This is a genomic window from Micromonospora sp. DT47 (assembly GCF_049844475.1).
Taxonomy (GTDB): Bacteria; Actinomycetota; Actinomycetes; order Mycobacteriales; family Micromonosporaceae; genus Micromonospora.
Genome location: NZ_JBNCLC010000003.1, coordinates 123,214 through 137,918 on the forward strand (window position 1 = coordinate 123,214; position 14,705 = coordinate 137,918).

Here is a 14,705-nt window from a genome sequence, read left to right on the forward strand (position 1 = left end):
CCGCGCGCTCATTCAAGATCCGCTACGCTCTCGCGATGTCGTTCGAGCCGGGCCAGATCATCAACCGCCGGTACGTCCGGGGGCGATGGTGTACGTGGATGCAGCCGATGCGCGTGGTCGCCGACGACACCAGGGGGCTTCTGCTCTGGCATCCCGCCGGCAGCGACTTCGCCCGGCTGATCGATGCCGACGGCAACACCCAGCACGAGATCACCGTCGACCGTATGCGCGATCCCAGGCTGACCGTGCTGACCTGGCAGGACTTCGACATCCTGGTGCTCATGCCGCCGACCGCGGCCTACTCGGTGTGGTGGTTCTTCCGGGACGGCGCCTTCGCCGGCTGGTACGTCAACCTGGAAGAGCCGTACACCCGTCGGCCGGACGGCGTGGACACCAACGACCTCGTCCTCGACCTCGTCGTGACGCCGGAGCGGCGGTGGGAGTGGAAGGACACCGACGAGTTCGACGCGCGCATCGGGAACCCGCTCTACTTCGACCGTGCGACCGCTGCCGCCGTCCGCGCCGAGGGAGCGCGGCTCATCACGCTGGTCGAGGCGGGCGACTTCCCGTTCGACGGCACGTACACCGACTTCCGTCCAGATCGGACCTGGCCGGCGCTCCGCCTGCCGGCGGACCTCACCTGACCGACGGGCGGCGGGAGCGCGTACCCGGCCGGGTCGTCCGGGACGGTCAGCGCTCGGCGGCGGCGAACCGGGGCGTGGCATCGACCGGCGCGGCGGCCGCCGGCGTCGGAGCCGGCACGGTGTCGGCGAGGGCGGCGTCCCCCGTGGCCCGGGCCCGGCGGGTCCGGCGCAACGCCCGCACCGCCAGCGCCAGCGCGCCCAGCCAGCCGACCGCGAGCAGCGCGTAGACCGCGGGCGGCACCGCGCCGCCGGCGTCACCGGCGCGCAGCAGGGTGCGGGCATTGGTCAGCACGATCACCCCGCCGATGGTCGCCCCGAGCAGCTGGGCCGGGACGATCCGGACCAGCCAGGCGGCCAGGGGCGCGGCGACCAGGCCACCGGCCAGCAGGGCCGCGACGGTGGGCAGCAGGAAGCCCTCACTGCCCAGGCCGATCAGGAAGCCGATGCTGGCCGCGCCGGCGACCACGAACTCGGCGGTGTCGACCGAGCCGATCACCTTGCGCGGCTCCATCCGGCCGGAGACCAGCAGGGCGGGGGTGGCCACCGGACCCCATCCCCCGCCGCCGGTGGCGTCGACGAAGCCGGCGACCAGCCCGAGCGGGCCGAGGAACCGGCCGCGCACCCGCCCGGCGGCCCGGTTGGCGCGCAGCGGGCGGGAGAACCGCACGAGCAGGTACGCACCGAGGGTGAACAGGATGCCGGCCATCCAGGGAGCGGCGGACTCGGTGGAGATGGAGCTGAGGAAGGTCGCCCCGGCGAAGGCGCCGAGCGCGCCGGGGACCGCGATCCGGCCCACCACCCGCCAGTCGACGTTGCCGAAGCGCCAGTGCGCGACGCCGGCCGCGAGCGTGGTGCCGATCTCGGCCAGGTGCACCGAGGCGGAGGCGGCGGCCGGGGCGACACCCGCGACGAGGAGCAGGGTCGACGAGGTCAGCCCGTACGCCATGCCGAGCGCGCCGTCGACGAGCTGCGCGGCCAGCCCGACCAGGGCGAGGACCAGGAGCTTGCGCACGAGCACCTCTCCGACTTTTTCGGCATCTCCTATCGACTTGGTCGACAATGCGACACCACGGAGCGATGGTCAAGTCCCGTGTCGGTGGATGGGACGCCACCCGGTGCGCGGGCGTCACGGCGGGCGTCTCCGCCGGCGTCGGGCGTCGGCGCCGGTCAGCTCCAGGCGCGCGGGTCGGCGGCCAGCTCGTTGACCCGGACCGGCAGCGTGCCCGCGGCCACGTCGGCGATGCTCACCTGCTCCAGGATCTCCCGCTCGCTGGCCCGCAGCGCGATCCAGACGTCCTGCAGGGCCCGGGCCGGGCCGTGGTAACCGAGCTGCTCCGGGCGCTGGCCCCGGACGTGGGCGAGGGGACCGTCGATCACCCGCATCACCTCGGCGAGGGAGATCTCCGCAGCCGGGCGGGCCAGCCAGTAGCCACCCTCGGGGCCGCGCTGGGCGTGCACGATGCCGCCCCGGCGCAGCTGGAGCAGGATGCTCTCCAGGAACTTCGGCGGGATCTCCTGGGCGCGGGCGAGCTGATCGGCGGTGACCGGTCGGGACCGCCCGGCACCCGCACCGCCGGCCACCGAGGCGAGCTCGGCGGCCGCACGGAGGGCATAGTCGACCCGGGCGGAGAGGCGCATGACCGCAAGGTTAGTCGGCTGATCAGCCGCCCGGTCTGCCGCCCCTCACCCGTTCGATCGCGCGCCGACGCGGCGCAGCAGACCCTCCTGCACGGCGCTGGCGATGTGCTGGCCGTCGGTGGTGAACATCCGCCCGGTGGCCAGGCCCCGCGCGCCCGAGGCCGACGGGCTCCAGCAGTCGTAGAGGAACCACTCGTCGGCCCGGAACGGCCGGTGGAACCAGAGCGCGTGGTCGAGGCTGGCGCCGACCACTCCACCGGGGCCCCAGACCTCGCCGTGCACGGACAGCACCGAGTCCAGCAGGGTCAGGTCCGAGGCGTAGGTGAGGGCACAGGCGTGCAGCAGCGGGTCGTCCGGCAGCTTGCCGTCGATGCGCATCCAGACCCGCTGGTACGGGTCGGCGGGGCGATCGCCGGGCGCCACCCAGCCGGGCTCGCCGACGTAGCGGACGTCCATCGGGCGCGGGATCTGCCCCCAGATGCCGAGCCGCTCCGGGTAGCGGGAGAGCCGGTCGGTCATGGTGGGCACGTCGTCCGGGCCGGGCACGTCCGGCGGGGTGGGGGCCTGGTGGTCCAGACCCTCCTCCTGCCGCTGGAACGACGCCGACATGAAGAAGATCGGCTTGCCGTGCTGGAGCGCGACCGAGCGCCGGACGGAGAAGGACCGGCCGTCCCGGACGTTCTCCACCTGGTACTCGATCGGCTCCGCCGGGTCGCCGGGGCGGACGAAGTAACCGTGCAGCGAGTGCACGAAGCGCTCCGCTTCGACGGTGCGGCCGGCGGCGACCAGGGCCTGACCGGCGACCTGGCCGCCGTAGACCCGCTGGGGACCGACCGGAGGGCTCATCCCCCGGAAGGTCATCTCGCCGATGTGGTCGAGGTCGAGCACCTCGAGCAGCTGGTCGACCGCCGCCTGCCCTGTCGCCACGGAGCCCTCGGTCACTGCAGGGCCCGCGCGGAGGCCGCGTCCACCAGCGACCCGAGCTGGTGCACCCGCAGGGTGTTGGTGGAGCCGGGGGTGCCGGGCGGGCTGCCCGCGACGATCACCACGTGATCGCCGGGGTTGGCCCGGTTGAGGCCGAGCAGCGCCTGGTCGACCTGGCGGAACATGTCGTCGGTGTGCTGGACGAACGGCATCAGGAAGGTCTCCACGCCCCAGCAGAGCGCGAGCTGGTTGCGCACCTCGGGCACCGGGGTGAAGGCCAGCAGCGGCAGGTCGCAGTGCAGCCGGGAGAGCCGCTTCACGGTGTCGCCGGTCTGCGAGAAGGCGACCAGGGCCTTGGCGCCGATGGCCCGGGCGATCGAGGAGGCGGCGACGGTCAGCGCGCCGCCGTGGGTGCGCGGGTCGTGCTGGAGCCGGGGCACCCCGATCGAGCCGGACTCGGTGGTGGTGATGATCTTGGCCATGGTGCTGACCGTGAGCACCGGGTACTTGCCGACACTGGTCTCGCCGGAGAGCATCACCGCGTCCGCCCCGTCGAGCACCGCGTTGGCCACGTCGGAGGCCTCGGCGCGGGTCGGCCGGGAATTCTCGATCATGGAGTCGAGCATCTGGGTGGCCACGATGACCGGCTTGGCGTTCTCCCGACAGAGCTGCACGGCGCGCTTCTGCACCAGCGGCACCTGGTCCAGCGGGAGCTCGACGCCGAGGTCGCCGCGGGCCACCATGACGCCGTCGAAGGCGAGCACGATCGCCTCAAGGTGGTCGACCGCCTCCGGCTTCTCGACCTTGGCCAGCACCGGGCGGTGCACGCCCACCTCCGCCATGATCGCGTGCACGAGCTTGATGTCCTCCGCCGAGCGGACGAAGGAGAGCGCGATCAGGTCGACACCCAGACCGAGGGCGAAGCGCAGGTCCTCGGCGTCCTTCTCGGACATGGCCGGGACGCTGACCGCCACGTTCGGCAGCGAGACGCCCTTGTTGTTGGAGACCGGACCGCCCTCGGTGACCAGGCAGCGGATGTCGTTGCCGGTGACGTCGCTGACCTCGAGGGCGACCCGGCCGTCGTCGATCAGCAGCCGGTCGCCCGCCTTCACCTCCTGCGGGAGCTTGCGGTAGGTGCAGGAGACCCGATCCTTGGTGCCGACGACGTCGTCGCCGGTGATCACCACCGAGTCGCCGGTGCGCCACTCGTGCGGGCCGTCGGCGAACTTGCCGAGCCGGATCTTCGGGCCCTGCAGGTCGGCCAGGACGGCCACCGGGTGCCCGGCCGCGTCGGCGGTCTCACGGACCAGGTGGTAGACCGCCTCGTGGTCGGCGTGACTGCCATGGCTGAAGTTGAGCCTCGCCACGTTCATGCCCGCCTCGACGAGCCCCCGGATCCGTTCCGGGGACGAGGTGGCCGGGCCGAGAGTGCAGACGATCTTCGCGCGGCGTGTCACGCCCATCAGGCTAGTCTCTCCTCCGGGTCGGCCTGCGGGCCGACCCCTTGCGGACTTCGGAACAATTGTCCGACGATGCGCGACCGGGCGCGTGGCCGGCGGACGGGGACCGCACCGGGACGTCGTGAGTGGCGGGCATCGGCGACCGCGCGCCGGGAATCGTACCGCCCGGGCGCACCCGCCGCGGGGCGCTCCCACGTCCGCGGCGCGCGCCCGCCGCGACGTCACTCACCCTCCACGGGTGGTCTCCGGCAGCGTGGGTACGGCGGAGAACACCCCCTCGGATCGCAGCAGCCGGGCGCCGAGCAGCGCCCGCAGGAGGGCGACGGCGTGCGGTAGGTCGGGGGTGGGGGCGGAGGTCATCGCGACTCCTCGACCCGGCCCGGCGACGCCCGGCGCGCCCACCGGTCGGGCACCCACAGCCAACACCGGTCCGGCCGGCGCCGCCGTCACCCTGCCGACAGTCCGCCTCAGCTCTCGTTCCTGGCCAGCGGGAACTCCAGCGAGCCGGCCGGGCAGAGGAAGGTCAGCACGTCCACCTGGTAGAGCCCGGCCTGCACCGCCGGGTCGGCCTCCATCACGCTGCGCACGTCGTCCACCGAGCCGGTGCGGGCCAGGCCGAAGCCGATCGGGGGCGCCGGCTCCCGGGCCGGGCCGTCGACCGAGCCGGCGACCAGCACGATCCGTCGACGCTGCAACGCCTGCATGTGCTCGATGTGCTCGGCCTGCAACCGCTGCACGGTCTCCTTCGGCAGGGCCCGGCCGGCCGGGCCGGGGTAGAGCACGATGCACTCGTACGTGTCGAGCGCGAAGTCCAGCTGCGGCGTACCCGTCATGGCGCCCCCTCCCGCGCTGCCGGCGCCCGGACCGCGCCGGCTCCCCCCGACTCGGCACAGCGTCCCACGGCCGGGGCCGCCGCAGCGGCCGCTCCGGACAACTGCCCCGACCCGCGTCCGGTCGCCGACCCGGTGGACCCTTCGTCCGCGGCTTCGCCGGACCGCCATGATCCACAGGCGCCGGACCGGCCCGGCGCTGGTACGTTCCGACTGACGGGGAAACGCCCGCGCCGCCGAGCGGAGGTCCCGACGTGACGATCTCCCCGTCCGGCGCCACGTCGCCGGACGACTCACGGTGGCGGGACGTCTTCGCCGCCGGCGGGGAGATGGGCGTGCGGATCGCCGACCACGACTGGGCGACCACCCCGCTCGGACCGGTCGGCTCCTGGCCGCAGAGCCTGCGCACCGCCGTCGCCATCTGCCTGCACTCCCGCTTCCCCATCCTGCTCTGGTGGGGTCCCAAGCTGGTGATGCTGCACAACGACGCGTACCTGCCGATCCTCGGCGCCGCCAAGCGGGACGCGCTGGGCCGGCCGGGCGCCGCGGTGTGGCCGGAGATCTGGCAGGTCATCGGGCCGATGCTGGCGGGCGTGCTGGCCGGCGAGGGGGCCACCTGGAACCAGGACCAGCTCCTCGAACTGGACCGCGACGGCTTCGTCGAGGAGTGCTACTTCACCTTCTCGTACAGCCCGATCATCGACGAGTCGGGCGCACCGGGCGGCATCTTCACCGCGGTCACCGAGACCACCGAGCGGGTGATCTCCGACCGCCGGCTGCGCGCGGTCAGCGGCCTCGCCGCCGGCCTGGTCGACGCGGTCGAGCCGGAGGAGGTGGCCCGCCGTACGGTGGCCAGCCTCTCGGGCAGCCCGGAGCTGCCGCTGGTCCGGCTCTACCTGCCCGGCCCGGACGGGCTCCGGCTGGCCGGCGCCGGCGGTGACGCCGTGCCGGACGACGTCACGCGGAGCTGGCCGCTGGCGGAGGTGCTCGCCACCGGGAAGACCCGACTGCTGCCGCGGGACCCGGCCGGCGACCCGACCCGACCGGGGACGCCGGTGGTCGCGCTGACGCCGGTGCCGGAACCCGGCGGCGGCGAGCCCAGCGCGGTGCTGGTGGCCGGGCTGAACCCCGGGCGCCCGGTCGACGACGGCTACCGGTCCTTCCTGGCGCTGCTGGCCGGACACGTCGGCACCGCCCTGGCCGGCGCCCGCGCCTACCAGCGGGAGCACCGCCGGGCCGAGGCGGCTGCCCGGGCCGCCCAGCAGCACGCCGACCAGCGCTTCCGCACCCTGGTGGAGGCCTCCACCGCGGTGGTCTGGACGGCCGACGCCACCGGCGCGGTCATCGAGCCGCAGCCGTCCTGGGAGGCCTTCACCGGGCAGCGGTGGGAGGAGTACCGCGGCGGCGGGTGGAGCACGGCGCTGCACCCCGAGGACTGGTCGCGGATCGAGGCCGCGTGGCGGGAGTCGCTGCGTGTCCGGGCACCGCTGTTCGAGGTGGAGGGACGGCTCTGGCACGCCGCCAGCGACGGGTACCGCCACGTCGCCGTCCGCGCCGCCAGCCTGCGTGACCCCGCCGGGCGGATCAGCGAGTGGATCGGCACCATCTACGACATCGAGGACCGGGTGGTCGCGGAGGCGGCGGCCCGGCGCGTCGCGGCGATCAGCCGGGCCCTGCTGGACAGCGCCCCGGTCGGGGTCGGGCTGGTCGACACCGACCTGCGCTACCTCCAGGTGAACCCGGCGCTGGCCCGCATCAACGGGCTGCCGGCGGAGGCCCACCTCGGGCGGCGGCCCAGCGAGGCCCTGCCGACGTACGACCCGCGGATCGAGGAGCTGATGCGTCGGGCGCTGGAGCGCAGTCCGATCGTCGGCGCGGAGTTCACCGCCGAGCCGGAACAGGCCGGTGACGGCCGCCGGCACTTCGTGGCGAGCTACTTCCCGATCCGGATCGCCGACACCGACGAGCTGGTCGGGCTGGGCTTCACCGTCGTCGACGTCACCGAGCGCACCCGGCTGTTGGAGGCGCTCGGCGCCGAACGGGCCCGCTTCGAACGGCTGGCCGCCACCGACGTGCTCGCCGTGTTCGGCGGCGAGGAGGCGCGGATCACCGAGGCCAACGAGGCCTTCCTGGCGATGCTCGGGTACACCGCGCAGGACGTGGTCGAGGGCCGGCTGGAGTTGCCGGCCCTGACCCCGCCCGGTTGGGAGGAGGCGGACGCCCGGGCGCTGGCCGAACTGCGCACCACCGGCCGGGCCCGCACCTACGACAAGGAGTACCGGCACGCCGACGGGCATCCCGTCCCGGTGCAGATCGGGGTGGTCGCCCTGGAGTGCCAACCGTTGCGCTGGCTGGCGTACGCGACGAACCTCAGCGCGGAACGGGCCACCCAGGCCGAGCTGCGGCTGTTCCAGGCGCTGGTGGAGCGCTCCGGCGACTTCATCGCGGTGGCCGCCCCGGACGGCCGGACGGTCTACGTCAACCAGGCCGGCCGGGAGTTCGTCGGCCTGGCCGACGGCGCCGACGTCGGTGACCTGCGGCTGCTCGACTTCGCGGCCCCCGAGGTACGCGAGGTGTGGCGCCGGGAGCTGATCCCCGCCGCGCTGCGCGACGGGCACCACCGGGCGGAGAGCCGGCTGGTCCGGCTGGACACCGGCGCCCAGCTCGACGTGGACCACCAGACGTTCACGGTCACCGCCGGGGACGAGCGGGACATCACCGCGTTCGTCGCCACGGTGGCCCGCGACATCAGCGACCGGCAGCGGGCGCTGCGGCAGGCCGAGTCGCTGGCCCGGCTCGCCGGGTCGCTCAGCTCCGCCCGGGGGCGGGCGGCGATGGTCGAGGTGGTCACCTCCCTCGTGCCGGCGGTGGTCGGGGCGTCCGCGGTGCGGGTGGCGCTGGCCGCGCCGGGCTCGCCGTCGCTGGAGGTGGCCGGCGGCCCGGAGCCGGAAGAGCTGCCGGTGACGGCCGACGCGCCGCTGGCCCGGGCGGTACGCGACGACGCCACCGTGCCGCTGGCCGACGGCGTGGGCGTCTGCCTGCCGTTGCGCGACGGCGACGGCGGGGTGCTCGGCGCGCTGGAGGTGCGGTGGGAGCACCCGGTCGCCGACGACGAACCGCGGCGCACCCTGCTGGACGCGACGGCGGGGCTGTGCAGCCAGGCGCTGCGACGGGCCGAGCTGACCGGCTCGGCGGTGGCGATGGCGGAGTTCGCCGCCCGGCTGAGCGTGGCCCGGTCCACCCGGGAGGCGATCGAGGTCATCCTGAGTGCGGCGCCGGCGGTGCTGGGCGCGGCCTGCCCCGGGCTCGCGATGCGCGACGAGGGGCGCCGGGTGCGGCTCTGGCACGACGGGGCGCCGGCCACGCTCGCCGCGACCTTCGACGACATGACGATCGACGACCCCCGGCCGATCGCCCGGGCGCTGCGCACCGGCGAGCGGATCGTGCTGCGGAACCGGGCCGAGTTCGCCGCGCGCTTCCCCGGCCTGCCCGACCCGGTGGGGGCGCACGGCATCGTGACCACGGTGGCGCTGCCGCTGCTGGACGCCCAGGGCCGGCCGATCGCCGCGCTGGCCTTCGGCTGGCGTCGGGAGCACCCGCTGCGCGAGGGCGACCTGGCGTTGCTGGACACCATCGCCGACCTGTGTGAGCAGACCCTGGAACGGGTCCGGTTGGCCGCCGCCGAACACAACCTGGTGACCCGGTTGGCGGGGCGGTTGCGGACCTCGGCGGCGACCATCCCGGCCGGGCTGGAGATCACCACCCGCTACCAGCCGGCGATGAGCGGCATGCATCTGGGCGGCGACTGGCACGACCTGATCGCCCTCGACGGCGACCGGCTCGCGGTGGTGGTCGGGGACGTGGTGGGTCACCAGGTGGAGGCGGCCGCCGACATGGCGCAGCTTCGGACGGTGCTGAACACGCTGATCCGCACGGGCGTACCGCTGGCGGAGGTGTTCCCGCGGCTGACCGGGCTGCTCGGGGTCGGCTTCCTGGGCACCTGCCTGGCGATGATCGTCGACCCGGCGGCGGGCGAGGCCACGGTGGCCCGGGTCGGGCATCCGCACCCGGTGCTGGTCCACCCCGGACGGGCACCGGAGACGGTGCTCACCGGCAACTCGCTGCCGCTCGGGCTGGTGCGGGACCCGGTGCCGCTGACCACGGTGCCGTTCGGTCCGGGTGCCCTGCTGGTGGCGTACACCGACGGGCTGGTGGAGCGGCGCGACCAGCCGTACGACGCCGGGGTGGCCGCGCTGCACGAGGTGATCGTGCCGGTGCGGGACCAGCCGGTGGAGGCGATCGCCGACGCGATCCTTACCAAGCTCTCCGGCTCCGAGGACGACCAGGCGCTGGTGGTGGTCCGGCACGTCGGCTGAGTCGGCCGCGGACGGTACGACCTCGCGTCCGTCCGAATCCCCGCCCACAATCGGCGCGTCGGCGTTGCGGGCGGCGATCCGCGGGAAAGCCCTTGGTCCAGTGACTAGATTTGCCGCTGACGACGACGCAAGGATTGGGGACCGGCTCATGGTGACCAGTGCCAGCACGCAGCCCGCAAAGGCCTCGGGCACCTACCGCATCGGCGGCGACCTGCAGGTCGACCGGCTCGGCTACGGGGCCATGCAGATCACCGGCCCGGGGGTCTGGGGCGACCCGAAGGACCCGGCCGAGGCGGTTCGGGTGCTGCGCCGGGCGTACGAGCTCGGCGTGACGTTCATCGACACCGCCGACTCGTACGGGCCGTTCGTCTCCGAGCTGCTGATCAAGGAGGCGCTGCACCCGTACGCCGACGACCTGGTCATCGCGACCAAGGCCGGCCTGACCCGCTCCGGCCCGGGCGACTGGCGCCCGGTCGGCCGCCCGGAGTACCTGCGCCAGCAGTGCGAGCTGAGCCTGCGCCACCTCGGCCTGGAGACGATCGGGCTCTACCAGCTGCACCGGATCGACGAGAAGGTGCCGCTGGAGGATCAGCTCGGTGAGCTGGCACTGCTCAAGCAGGAGGGCAAGGTCCGGCACATCGGCCTGTCCGAGGTGACCGTCGAGCAGATCGAGGCGGCCCGGAAGATCACCCCGATCGTCTCGGTGCAGAACCTCTACAACCTCGCCGACCGCAGCGCCGAGGACGTCCTCGACCACTGCGAGCGCAACGACCTGGCGTTCATCCCGTGGTTCCCGATCGCCACCGGCAACCTGGCCAAGCCGGGCGGCCCGCTGGACGCCATCTCCACCGAGCACGGCGCGACGCCCGCGCAGCTCGCGCTCGCCTGGCTGTTGCGCCGGTCGCCGGTCATGCTCCCGATCCCGGGTACGTCCTCGGTGGACCACCTGGAGGAGAACATCGCCGCCGCCGAGGTGCAGCTCACCGACGACGAGTACGAGGCCCTGGCGAAGGCCGCCTGAGCCGCGCCGCGGCGCGCCCGTACCGGCAGCGGGACGGGCGGGTTGTGGTCAACCACCGGCCGCCGGCCCGGATCCCGACCCGCCGTCCGGATCCGGGCCAGCGTCGTGGCGGGCCGCCTGAAGCGCCTGGGTTGCCTGCGCCAGCAGGCGGGCGGCATCGGAACGCCCGGTCACCTGGAGCTCCACCTCCGCGTCGCCCGCCTGGATCCGGACGCTGGCCTCGCCGCGCTGCTGGTCGACCCAGGACTGGAGCAGGTTGAACAGTCCCGGCAGCATGCCCTGCGCCACCACCGCGATGATGACCGCGTCGCTGAAGCCGGCCCGGCCACCGCCGGATCCGCCGGCGTCCCGGACCCGCCCCCGGTACTCCGGTTGGCGCTGGATCCAGTCGATCAGCGCGACCCGGGGCGGCTGCCGGTGACGGGGATTGATGATCAATTGGACCGGAAGGCCATCCAGCCTGTCCACAGTGGTCACCCTGTGCTCCGGTCTACTCGGTGGGTCGGAAGGTGAGGTTCTCGCCGTCGGCGGTGAGGACGCCCGAGACGGTGAGTTCCTGTTCGTCGGTGAAGGGTTCCGGCTGGCCGAAGTAGGTCCGGGTGCCGGTGGCCCGGATTTTCCCCCGACCCTCGTACGGCGTGCTCACCCCTGCCGAGGCGGGGCCGTTGAGCTCGACGGCCAGGCGGGGGTACTCGACGATCTTCCAACTGATCTTGTCGACCGTGCCGCTGTAGTACTGGAACGGGCAGCCGATCGGGTTGGCGGCCGGCTGCTTGGCGCAGTCATCCAGGTACGCCCGGACCCGCTCCTCGGCGGCCGCCGGCACCGACGGTTTGAGCACCGGGCTCAGGGACAGCACCTGCGACTGCCCTGGGTCCAGCTGCACGGGCTGCGGCGCCACCTCGCTGAGCGCGCTGCCCTGACCGGTCGCCGTGTAGCCCCCGGGCAGGAGCGAGAGCTGGTAGCCCGCCTCGGAGGACGGGACCGGTACGCCGTTGACCATCGCACCGACCTGACCGGCCGGGACGTCGAGCTTGGGCAGGCCGTTCTCCACGTGCCACCCGTGGAACAGGCCGGCGGTGGTGGACTCGGCCCGGCTCAGCGACAGGCGGGTGGTGTGCTCCTGCCCGGCGAGCCGGTACGAGACCTCCGCGGTGGCCCGCGCGTCGTCCCGCTCGATCGAGGTGATCGTGACGTCGGTCGGCGGTTGGTATCCCTCCGCTCGCACCAGTCGGGCGAGCAACGCCCGGTCGGTGACCGACGCCCGGCCCTCCGGGGTCAGCCGCTCCAGCGCCGCGTCGCTGTCGCGATCGGCCAGCGCGGAGAAGTAGCCGTCGACCGCCGACTGGGGCCGGAAGAACGACCACTGCACCACGCCCAGCCAGCCGGTGCCCACGCAGGCCGCCAGGACGAGGGCGCCGACGACCAGCCGGGTACGCAGACTTCCGATCGGCCCCGGCCGGCCGAAGAGCAGGTCCGTGGTGACTGGGACCGCCGTCTTCTCCGCCCCGACCGTGGACCCGGCGGCCGCCGCCTCGAGCCGGTCCAGCCGCAGCTCGTGTGGGGGGTGGGTGGCGCAGACCGCCTGGTCCCATCCGCTGCGCCCGCTCTCGAAGGACCGGCGGCGCTCCAGGATGCCGCGCATCCCCTCGGTGTGCCCGGTGAGCACCGTGCCGAGGTCCGCCCGGTACTCCGCCGCCCGGACGTCGCGGGCGTGCAGGGGCAGCACCACGTACTTCATGGTCAACAGGACCGGCCAGAAGAACACGAACACCACGAAGTTGGTGCCCGGGTGCGGGAAGGTGCGCATCAGCCAGGCCGGGACGGCGTGCACGAGGGTCAGCGGCAGCGCGACCCCCCGGACGAAGGCGCTGGTGATCTCGTCGCCGGTGCGCCAGTGCACCAGCTCGTGGCTGAGCAGCGCCGCGATCTCCTCGTCCGACTCGCCGAGCAGGCTCGTGGTGGCCACGATGTGCCGCGCGTACGTCCGGGCGTTGGTCAGGACGAGGTCGTCCTCCATCAGCAGCCGCGGCAGGGTGGTGAGACCGAGCCGTCGGGCGCAGTCCTCCAGGATGGGCAGGAGCCGCTCGCACTCCCGCCGGCTCGGCTCCCGGGCCCCGGACACGATCAGCAGCCGGGGCTCCAGCAGCACCCGGTAGAGCGTGTAGAGCACACCGATCAGGACGGCGGCCACCGCCGTGCCGAGCAGCCCGGTCAGCAGGGCCAGCGGCTCGTCGAGGGTGTCGCGCCAGGGCCAGAGGAGGGCCAGGACGATGCCCCCCACGAAGCCGAGCCCGAAACCGACGATGCCGCCGAGCACACCGCCCGATCCCGTGACGGCGGCGTCGATCAGGCTGCCGATCAACGGGGTGTCCCGCAGCACGGAGGGCAGCTGGTCGGCCGCCCCGGAGCCGCCGGCGACCAGGCCGCCGATGCCCAGGGAGATGCCGCCGATGACCGCCAGGAGCAAGGCGAGGGGCAGATAGAACCACGTGGCGACGAAGGCACCGACGACGCCACGCCAGTCCCGCAGGATTCCCCCGCGGAGCCAGACCAGGGCACTCGGGTAGCCGGGGGGCCGGTTGGTGATGCGCGACGGCGACTGGGGCGGATCCGCTGGTGGCTCGGCGGTCCGGACCGCCGGAGGGGACTCGGTCATGCTCGGGCTCCTCCCCCACGTCTCCGTGAGCTACCAGCTCCGTCATACATGGACGGTCGATGCAGGGTATCGAGCGGACCTGATGCCTGTCAGGCCCGTTTCCGGGAGCGTCGGCTACCCGACATGGGCGCCGCGGCCGGCCGTCACCCGTGGGGTGGCGGCCGGCCGTCGTACGGTCAGAGCGCGAAGCAGTTGGGGCGGACCGCGGCGTCGGTGAGCACCTGCCGGACCACGGTGTACGTGGTGCCGTCGAGCACCAGCCCGAGGTGGCCGACCACCCGCAGCGGGCACCACCCCTGGATCAGCACGTTGGTCGCGCCGTCGGCGAGCGAGGCGTTGCCGGTCGGCCACACCAGCTCGTCCTGCCAGGTCCGCACGGTGGCCCAGCGGATCGCGCCGGGGGTGTCGTCGCCGCCGTTGAGGGCGTTGATCAGGTCCGACCCGATCGACATCTGCTGGCAGGCGACGATGCCGGCGCAGCTACCAAGCCCGACGAACTTCAGGATGTTGGCGGCGTAGGTGCCCTGTTGTGGGCTGCCCAGGCTGACGTACCGTCCGACCGCGTCGACGCCGCCGAGGAATTTGACGTACCAGCGGGAGACCAGGCCGCCCTCGGAGTGGGCGACGATGTCGACCTTGGACGCCCCGGTGCTGGCGCGGACCTGGTCGACGTAAGCCTTGAAGGCGCGGGCGGATTCCCGGATGTCGCCGAAGCCGAGGCCGGGGAGCTGGTAGATCGAGACCCGGAAGCCGTCGGCGCGCAGCCGGGCGGCGATCGGCTCGTACGCGATCGAGATGCCGATCAGTCCCCCGACGACGATGACGGGGTTGGCGCTGGCGGCGACGATGGTCGTGGTGGCGGCGCTGGTGGCGGCGCTGGTGGCGGCCGCGGGTGCGGTGGAGGCGGTGGCCGCGGCGGGGTGGTTCGGGGCGGCCGTCGCGGCGGTGGCCGGGACGAGCAGGGTGGCGACGGCGGTGGCTGTCGTGGCGGCGGCGAGGATCGTTCGGAGCAGCATGGCTGCACCTCCGGCGGGGAGGTACCCGGGGAGCCGGGACGGCGGGTGGGGGATCCGATCGATCGGTGGGACGATGATGCGCGTCACAATTCACGTTCGTCAATGACTAGTTACACGCCGGTAACCCGTTGTCGTGC

At 73.7% G+C, this 14,705-nt stretch carries 12 protein-coding genes; 3 read left to right on the forward strand and 9 right to left on the reverse strand.

Annotated elements, in window-relative coordinates:
• The first annotated feature begins 35 nt into the window (after nucleotides 1-35).
• On the forward strand, nucleotides 36-644 hold the full coding sequence (locus ACLQ2U_RS05605) for a DUF402 domain-containing protein (RefSeq protein WP_425749453.1): 609 nt from the start codon (nucleotides 36-38) through the stop codon (nucleotides 642-644).
• Nucleotides 645-690: 46 nt separating this feature from the next.
• On the opposite strand, the gene ACLQ2U_RS05610 is transcribed toward ACLQ2U_RS05605, so the two are convergent.
• The 6 genes from ACLQ2U_RS05610 to ACLQ2U_RS05635 all read right to left on the reverse strand — a co-directional run bounded on the left by ACLQ2U_RS05610 (nucleotide 691) and on the right by ACLQ2U_RS05635 (nucleotide 5,499).
• On the reverse strand, nucleotides 691-1,656 hold the full coding sequence (locus ACLQ2U_RS05610) for a sulfite exporter TauE/SafE family protein (RefSeq protein ID WP_425749733.1): 966 nt from the start codon (nucleotides 1,654-1,656) through the stop codon (nucleotides 691-693).
• A gap of 155 nt (nucleotides 1,657-1,811) precedes the next feature.
• Complete coding sequence (locus ACLQ2U_RS05615; RefSeq protein ID WP_425749454.1) at nucleotides 1,812-2,282, reverse strand: RrF2 family transcriptional regulator; 471 nt, start codon at nucleotides 2,280-2,282, stop codon at nucleotides 1,812-1,814.
• Nucleotides 2,283-2,327: 45 nt separating this feature from the next.
• Nucleotides 2,328-3,209, reverse strand: a complete 882-nt coding sequence (locus ACLQ2U_RS05620) for an acyl-CoA thioesterase (protein ID WP_425749455.1) — start codon at nucleotides 3,207-3,209, stop codon at nucleotides 2,328-2,330.
• Nucleotides 3,210-3,220: 11 nt separating this feature from the next.
• Nucleotides 3,221-4,669: a pyruvate kinase gene (pyk, locus tag ACLQ2U_RS05625; protein ID WP_425749456.1), complete on the reverse strand. Its 1,449-nt coding sequence runs from the start codon at nucleotides 4,667-4,669 to the stop codon at nucleotides 3,221-3,223.
• Between the two features lie 222 nt (nucleotides 4,670-4,891).
• Entirely contained in the window at nucleotides 4,892-5,026 is a 135-nt protein-coding gene (locus ACLQ2U_RS05630) for a hypothetical protein (RefSeq protein ID WP_425749457.1), read from the reverse strand.
• A gap of 107 nt (nucleotides 5,027-5,133) precedes the next feature.
• Nucleotides 5,134-5,499: a YciI family protein gene (locus ACLQ2U_RS05635; protein WP_425749458.1), complete on the reverse strand. Its 366-nt coding sequence runs from the start codon at nucleotides 5,497-5,499 to the stop codon at nucleotides 5,134-5,136.
• A gap of 251 nt (nucleotides 5,500-5,750) precedes the next feature.
• Here ACLQ2U_RS05635 and ACLQ2U_RS05640 point away from each other — a divergent pair, with 251 nt between their 5' ends.
• Together ACLQ2U_RS05640 and ACLQ2U_RS05645 are read left to right on the forward strand one after the other, a co-directional pair.
• Nucleotides 5,751-9,872 carry a PAS domain S-box protein gene (locus tag ACLQ2U_RS05640; RefSeq protein WP_425749459.1) on the forward strand — a complete coding sequence of 1,374 codons (4,122 nt, stop codon included), beginning with the start codon at nucleotides 5,751-5,753 and terminating at the stop codon, nucleotides 9,870-9,872.
• 148 nt (nucleotides 9,873-10,020) lie between these two features.
• Nucleotides 10,021-10,893: an aldo/keto reductase gene (locus ACLQ2U_RS05645; RefSeq protein WP_425749460.1), complete on the forward strand. Its 873-nt coding sequence runs from the start codon at nucleotides 10,021-10,023 to the stop codon at nucleotides 10,891-10,893.
• 48 nt (nucleotides 10,894-10,941) lie between these two features.
• Here ACLQ2U_RS05645 and ACLQ2U_RS05650 read toward each other — a convergent pair whose 3' ends face one another.
• The 3 genes from ACLQ2U_RS05650 to ACLQ2U_RS05660 form a co-directional block, all read right to left on the reverse strand.
• Complete coding sequence (locus ACLQ2U_RS05650; RefSeq protein WP_425749461.1) at nucleotides 10,942-11,361, reverse strand: effector-associated constant component EACC1; 420 nt, start codon at nucleotides 11,359-11,361, stop codon at nucleotides 10,942-10,944.
• Nucleotides 11,362-11,383: 22 nt separating this feature from the next.
• On the reverse strand, nucleotides 11,384-13,552 hold the full coding sequence (locus tag ACLQ2U_RS05655) for a M48 family metalloprotease (RefSeq protein ID WP_425749462.1): 2,169 nt from the start codon (nucleotides 13,550-13,552) through the stop codon (nucleotides 11,384-11,386).
• Nucleotides 13,553-13,728: 176 nt separating this feature from the next.
• A complete protein-coding gene (locus ACLQ2U_RS05660; RefSeq protein ID WP_425749463.1) occupies nucleotides 13,729-14,568 on the reverse strand; it encodes a lipase family alpha/beta hydrolase in 840 nt (279 codons plus the stop codon).
• Nucleotides 14,569-14,705: the final 137 nt, after the last annotated feature.